This window comes from Paenibacillus sp. OK003 (genome assembly GCF_900109515.1).
GTDB lineage: Bacteria > Bacillota > Bacilli > Paenibacillales > Paenibacillaceae > Paenibacillus > Paenibacillus marchantiae.
Genome location: NZ_FOBD01000019.1, coordinates 129379 through 136099, shown reverse-complemented (window position 1 = coordinate 136099; position 6721 = coordinate 129379). Strand labels below are relative to the sequence as shown.

At 47.2% G+C, this 6721-nt stretch carries 5 protein-coding genes; all 5 read right to left on the bottom strand.

The window, feature by feature from the left end; genetic code table 11:
- Positions 1–797 precede the first annotated feature (797 nt).
- The 5 genes from BMW94_RS25005 to BMW94_RS24985 are packed head-to-tail and all read right to left on the bottom strand — an operon-like array spanning position 798 to position 6714.
- Positions 798–1343, bottom strand: a complete 546-nt coding sequence (locus BMW94_RS25005) for a GNAT family N-acetyltransferase (RefSeq protein ID WP_091001496.1) — start codon at positions 1341–1343, stop codon at positions 798–800.
- Between the two features lie 50 nt (positions 1344–1393).
- On the bottom strand, positions 1394–2998 hold the full coding sequence (locus BMW94_RS25000; RefSeq protein ID WP_091001495.1) for a response regulator: 1605 nt from the start codon (positions 2996–2998) through the stop codon (positions 1394–1396).
- On the bottom strand, positions 2995–4893 hold the full coding sequence (locus BMW94_RS24995; RefSeq protein WP_091001494.1) for a cache domain-containing sensor histidine kinase: 1899 nt from the start codon (positions 4891–4893) through the stop codon (positions 2995–2997). The genes BMW94_RS25000 and BMW94_RS24995 overlap by 4 nt, the downstream gene beginning before the upstream one ends.
- A 25-nt stretch (positions 4894–4918) precedes the next feature.
- Positions 4919–5767 (bottom strand): carbohydrate ABC transporter permease, encoded by an 849-nt coding sequence (locus BMW94_RS24990; RefSeq protein ID WP_091001493.1) that lies wholly within the window; start codon positions 5765–5767, stop codon positions 4919–4921.
- Positions 5764–6714 carry a carbohydrate ABC transporter permease gene (locus tag BMW94_RS24985; protein ID WP_090811449.1) on the bottom strand — a complete coding sequence of 317 codons (951 nt, stop codon included), beginning with the start codon at positions 6712–6714 and terminating at the stop codon, positions 5764–5766. Before BMW94_RS24985 ends, BMW94_RS24990 begins: the two co-directional genes overlap by 4 nt.
- Between the last annotated feature and the right edge of the window lie 7 nt (positions 6715–6721).

The window sequence follows — 6721 nt, the reverse complement described above, 5'->3', positions numbered from 1 at the left end:
AAACTCTCCAATAAAGTATTGAAAAGAGCGATAAGCTCATTTTGAAACTGACGAGATTAAAAATCTCATTTATTTTGCTTTGAAATCATACAGTCTGAAGACGTGTACCGATTTCTAAGCGTCGATCTTGCAAGCAAGATTGTTACTCACTCGTTGTTCAGTTTTCAAAGATCAAACTTGTTTCATTGCCGTGTGTTGTTCACCTCAGCAACTTTTATATCTTATCACATCCGAACCAACTTTGCAAGCTCTTTTTTTAAGTTTCTTTCGAAGCTTATTTCATTTGCTTGCCGCACCGTGTTTCTTGTGTTTTCTTGGCCGGAATTAGAATATACCATGTACAAAAATAAAATGCAACCCTTAATTAATATTTTTCTATCTCCGCTTTATGAGAGAACAAATAGAACCGTTATATTTCCCTTCTATTCATATTCAATCTTTGTCTTGCAATCAGACCCCATCTGCTACACTCAATAGATATGACAATGTTAAGTATCATTAAGTTATAGAGAAAGGGTAATAGTTACTGTTCATAGTAAACTGAGATTCTATTCGTTTTGAAGAAACACTATCTACTAGCTCATGGGATACTTAGTCTTGTATCGCACATATCTATTAGCCTCTATAACAATATATGAAATCAGATTTTAAGAAACTACATCTATTAGATATTAACTCTCTCCATGAGAGATAAGTAGTTACTCGTGTATCTGTTCTTTCATATAAAAGAATATTTATTGAATAATAAAAGGAGTGGCGTATATTGCTAGCCAACTTCTCACCACCCCCTTCTCCCCTCAGCCCCTGAACCTTCCCATCATAACTGTATCATAATACCGACCGTCCGCGTGTCGCCGATCCTTTTTCAAAGTTCCCTCTATCTCGAAGCCCATTCTTCTGTAAAGCTCCATCGCCTTATCGTTGGTCCCCACCACGTTCAAGGTCATTTTCTCAATTCCATTCGTGTCTGCCCAATCTATCGAGTGTTCGAGTAGTTTCTTCCCAATCCCGTATCCCCAGAACTCTTTCGCTACGCAAACTCCAAATTCAACCTTATGAGAAAATCGCTTCAAATCAACTCCTTCACATCTGGAATACCCGACAATTTGTTCCTTTACAATAGCAACGAGAAACAGGTTTCTCTCTTTCTCCGAGTCCAACCGGATTATTTGTTCAAACGCCGCTGGATCAATATAGCCCTCACCTTGCTCACGATCCATATACTCGGTTTCTCCATCTATTTGTACACGAAGTGAAGACAATGCTTCAGCATCCTTTTCCATTGCGGACCTAATCGAATAGGTCAATCCTTCTACATTAAACTCCTGTTGATCGATGATCATACGCCATAATCCCTCCATTCTATTTTATTTTGCATATCCTATTCATGGCTCTACCCCACCTCAGACGGACTCTTGCCCGTAAGCATCTTGAACACCTGACTGAAATACGTCGCGTTGCGGAACCCCGTCATCTCGCTAACCTCGTAGACCATGTAATGCCCTGACTGTAATAGCTCCAGCGCTCGTTGAATCCGATACCCGTTCACATAACTCACAAAGTTCTCTCCGGTCACCCTCTTGAACAGCTGACTCAAATATTTGGGGTGTACAAACAGCCCCTTGGCAATGGCTTCAAAACTAATCTCTTCAGCATAATGCATTTCAACGTACTGTTTTACCTGCTCCACTAGTTTATTGCTTTTTTTCTCGCCCATTTCTTTACGTATCTGTTCCATCCAGTTGCGAATAATACCATCCATCCAGCATATCAGATCCTGCAGCCCATATTTCGATTGAATTTCCCGCAAAAAATGGCTCATCGCGAGCGGCGGTGCCAGCATGGGATAATGTCGGTTCCAACTATGAATTAACGTGTCGAACAGGCTCACGGCCACAACCTGCACATCCTGAATACTGGTACCACCCCCTTCTTCCAGCAGATTGCGCAGGTGAACCCATATCTCCTCTGCCAGATCAGTCCTCATATCTGCCCATGACTCACTCCATTGTCGCAGCAATTGCGAGTAATCCGTTGCGCTCGGGGTTAACGCACCGGATGAATCATATCGATATACACGGCTCCCGCCCTGAAACTCTGCTTTCTCCAGCGCCTCTCTGCTCTCCAGATAGGAGTCCATCACTTCGCATAAGTGCTCTTTGGACGTTCCAATACCTGCGCTCATTTCGATTTTGAGATACGTAAAAATCTGATCAATTATCCGTTCAACAATGGACTCCAATTGCTCTAGCAGTTCCTTCTCGTCAAATAGTAGCAGCACAAACACCTGATCCGAGTAATCCACAATCTCCACCTGGCAATCGTTTATCTGCGAAGTCTGCTCTTTGACGATCTCTTGAATAATATCTGCTGCCCCATATCTTAATAGTTGCCAGTCCCTCTCTTTCATCTTTGTCAAAAATGCAGGCCGGTACAACTGCAAACTGATGGCGCGCACTTGAGAGGGTATACGAATGCCCACATAATCCATACGCTCCGTAGGTAATTCCTCTTCCCGATAGCGCGTGGTTAACAGCTCGTGGAGAAACAATTTGCGAAGATAAGGAACCACCCGCCCAATCTCCTGTTTGTACGTCCGCTCTAGCTGCTCACGCCGCTCACGCACATCCTCTTCCAGTAACACCTCACGCAGAACAGACTCAATCTCCTCCACTTCCGCAGGCTTTAGCAAAAAATGATTCACACCCCAGCGCATGGCAGCCCGGGCATTCTCGAATTCGTCATATCCGCTAAGAATGATGATCGGCAGATGGGGATTGTCCCTCCGCAACGCCTGCGTGACCTCAAGTCCTGTCATTCCTGGCAAATAGACGTCCGTCATCACAAGATCGGGGCGCAGCTGTCGGAACAGTTCCAGAGCGTCCATACCGTTGGAAGCTGTTCCTGCAATGCGGAGGCCAATGGATGGCCAATCAATATGATCGGTCAACGCTTTTACAATATGCGGGTCATCGTCTACGAGCATAATGGTTTTCATTCATTTTCACCGCCCAGCCATAAGTTTAATTGTTCTTCCGTCTCAATACGCGGCAGTGTAATGGTCACTTCTACTCCGCCTAATTCACCTGCACATATATCAACGCCGTACCCCGTGCCACAATATAATTGAATGCGTTGATGTACATTTCGTATCCCAATGCCAGTCGTCTCCTCCAACTTCCAGCCCTCAGGCAAGCCCTGTCCGTTATCCTTTATGCAAATGGTGATTTTGGATGGTGGATCGATGCCATCCATTTCCCTTATATCCACCTGTATGCGAAGTTTTCCTTCCTTCGGATGCCCATGCATGACCGCATTTTCGATAAAGGGCTGCAAAATGATTTTGGGAATGTAACAGCCTCGCACTCTCGGATCGATCTGTTCCTGATAATCAATAGAGAACGGAAGCCGCTCCGACTGAATGCTGACGTAACAACGAGCATGCTCCAACTCATCCCGTACCCGGATGAATAATCTGCCGCCGCTCAATCCGATACGCAGCAGTTTGCTGAGTTGTACAATCATACGGCTGATGTCCTTGGCCTCATAATCGAGAGCACGCCAGTGGATCATGTCGAGTGTGTTGTAAAGAAAATGCGGTTTGATTTGTGCCTCCAGTAAACCGGTCTGTGCTTCACGCTTCGCTCGGCTCTCTTCCTTAACCTGCTCCATCAACTCCGTCAACTGTGAAGCCATATGGTTGAATCCATACGCCAAATGGGCATATTCTTCAGTAAACGATAGCTGAATTCGGGTATTGAAATCCCCCTTCTCCAGTTGCCTCATCCGCTTGATCAGCTGACGTAAAGGACGAACAATCCGCCAAACGAACAGATACGCAAGTACTGCCGAAAATAGTAATCCCAGCACAGCTATTCCAAGGACCTGCCATCCGGCCTGCCTCACAGGAGATAACAGGGTGTGAACAGGGATGGTCTGTACCAGTCGCCACTGAAGCATGGCAGGTCTTGAATACAGAACAAGCTGCGCTCCACCAGGTTTGCCGGAAACCACTTCAAATCCGTCCTGCCCATGTTCAACATGCTCCTGAATCCATGCACGATCGACGACTGGTTCGCTTTCCCCAGCAGCAGCTGCATTAGCAGATACATTAATAGAAAGAAAAATTTCTGAGGCTCCATGAATTGAGCTCGAATCCTCACCAGAATTCACCTCTAAATTGTCATCCCCCATCTGCATGACGACATTGCCTGCGGTATCCACCAACAGCACCTGTCCATCCAGCACCATCGGCATATCCGCAAATCTGCGTACAATATCAGCGCGACTCAGGCGGATAAGCACGTAGGCTACCGTACCACCCCGGCTGTCAAAGATTCGCTGGGCGTATCCGATTAGCGATTGGCCTGATTCGTTTTCCCGCAGAGGTACCCAGGCCGCATCCGCATGCTCCAGTGCAGCAAACCATGAATCACCAGCAATCGTATCCACTGGATAGATGCGGTCGGCCATCGTGACTGTGACACCGTTGAAGGCATCCGTATACAGCTCCACTGAGGTAATACCTTCACTGACTACCACCGTGTGATCCAGTATTTTGGATACCTCACGCCGTTGGTGGATCTGTGTCAGCCTTCCCGTTCCCTTCGTTTCAAGCAGACTCGACAGCTCACGGTTGCTCGCCAAAGAGTAAGCCGTGCCTGTCACACCTGTAATAAAATCAAACCCTCGGCGTGTACTCTCGTTCAGAAGAGCAAGTCGTGCTTTGCTGATCTCGGTAAACGTGACGGCAGAGAACGACTGGTATGCCAGCCAGACAATAATCGAGACAAGCAGCAGGTTAAACGCAATAAAGCAAGTCACCATCAACGTGGAGAGCTTGCTTTGTTGCAGCTTATGATTTAGGAATAACGATAATCTTCGTTTCCGCATGGAATCAACTCTTTTCGTCTTGGAATTACCCTTTGAGCCCAGAGGTCGCGATTCCTTCCACGAAATACTTTTGACACACGATAAATACGATAAAACAAGGCACCAGTGACAGCACTGACATCGCAAACATTGGGCCCCAATCGGATTGGGAACTGGAATCGAGGAACAGACGCAAACCCAGCGGCACCGTATATTTGCTGACATCACTCAGATAGATCAACTGGCTGAAGAAGTCATCCCATGTCCACAAAAAGGTAAAGATCATCGTCGTCACCAGCGCAGGAAAGGCCAGCGGAATGATAATTTTGGTGTAAATTCGTACAGGACCACATCCATCAATCGTCGCCGCTTCATCCAGCTCTTTGGGCAATCCCCGGAAGAACTGAACCATTAGGAAAATGAAGAAGGCATCGGTCGCCAGCCATTTCGGCACGACCAGCGGCAGATACGTATTCACCCATTCCAGATGGTTAAACAGAATATATTGAGGGATCAGCGTTACATGGTGTGGCAGCATGATCGTCATCAGCATTAAACCAAAGCAAATCGCTTTGAACCGAAAATTCAATCTGGCAAAGGCATACGCCGCCATCGAGCAAGAGATCACATTGCCAAGCACAGCGCCGAGCGACAGGACGACGGAGTTGGTCAGAAAACGGGAGAAGGGATTGCCTTGAATCCCCGTCCAGCCATTGATGTAATTTTGCCAATTCCATTCTTGCGGCCAGAACCAGATCTCGGTGAAAATCATATGTCCCGGTTTGAATGAACTGCCCAGCATCCAGAGCACCGGGTACAGCATGACAAATGCAATGACCGAGATAAGTATATGTTTGGCGGCTACCCACGCAGCAGAGTTTCGTTGTCCAATCATGATTTCCCACCATCCTCATAGTGCACCCACAGCTTGCTGCTGCGGAATACCAGCAATGTAAAGACACCGATCAGGATCACCAGCACCCAGGCCATCGCGGACGCATAACCCATCTGGAAGAACGAGAACCCTTTTTTGTACAGGTATAAAGAGTACATTAATGTTGAATTAACAGGCCCCCCGCTGCCGTTACTGATGACAAAAGCCTGAGTAAATGACTGAAAGGAGGTAATCAGCTGCATCACGAGATTGAAAAAGATCACCGGAGACAGAATCGGCAGTGTGATATAAAAGAATCTCCGGAGTGGGCCTGCTCCATCTACGGCAGAAGCTTCGTCATACTCAGGTGGAATCTGCTTCAAGCCTGCCAGGAAAATAATCATTGACGATCCGAACTGCCATACGGACAGCAGTACGATCGAATACAGGGCATATTTCGGATTGGCGACCCAATCGGGTGCCTTAATGCCAATCATGGCAAGCACCCCATTAAGCAGTCCGTCACCGCCCAGCATTTTGCGCCACAGCATTGCAATCGCGACACTGCCCCCAAGCAGGGTTGGGATGTAATACACCGTACGGTAAATGCCAAGCCCGCGGATACCTTTGTTCAACAGCATCGCCACCAGCAGGGCAAAAATCAGCTTGATCGGTACGGAGACAGCGACATACGTAAATGTGACTTTGAGCGATTGGATGAACAGTTTATCCGATGTAAACATCGTGGTGTAGTTATCCAGACCGACCCAGGAAGGGGCGGCCAGGATACTGTAGTCGGTGAACGAAATGTATAAGGAAACGAGCATCGGCCCAAGTGTCAGAAACAATAAACCAACCAGCCATGGGGCCAGAAACAGAAGCGCTGCTCCATTATGGGCATATCTCCGTTTCACCCGCCGGGCTGTCACACGCTCGGTTCGTGCTTGACTGACCTGTGTTGTACTCATCTTCGCA

Coding starts and splice junctions, on each gene's coding strand:
- BMW94_RS24995 (WP_091001494.1), bottom strand. CDS start 4,893: ATGCGGAAACGAAGATTATCGTTATTCCTAAATCATAAGCTGCAACAA.
- BMW94_RS25000 (WP_091001495.1), bottom strand. CDS start 2,998: ATGAAAACCATTATGCTCGTAGACGATGACCCGCATATTGTAAAAGCG.
- BMW94_RS24990 (WP_091001493.1), bottom strand. CDS start 5,767: ATGATTGGACAACGAAACTCTGCTGCGTGGGTAGCCGCCAAACATATA.
- BMW94_RS25005 (WP_091001496.1), bottom strand. CDS start 1,343: ATGATCATCGATCAACAGGAGTTTAATGTAGAAGGATTGACCTATTCG.
- BMW94_RS24985 (WP_090811449.1), bottom strand. CDS start 6,714: ATGAGTACAACACAGGTCAGTCAAGCACGAACCGAGCGTGTGACAGCC.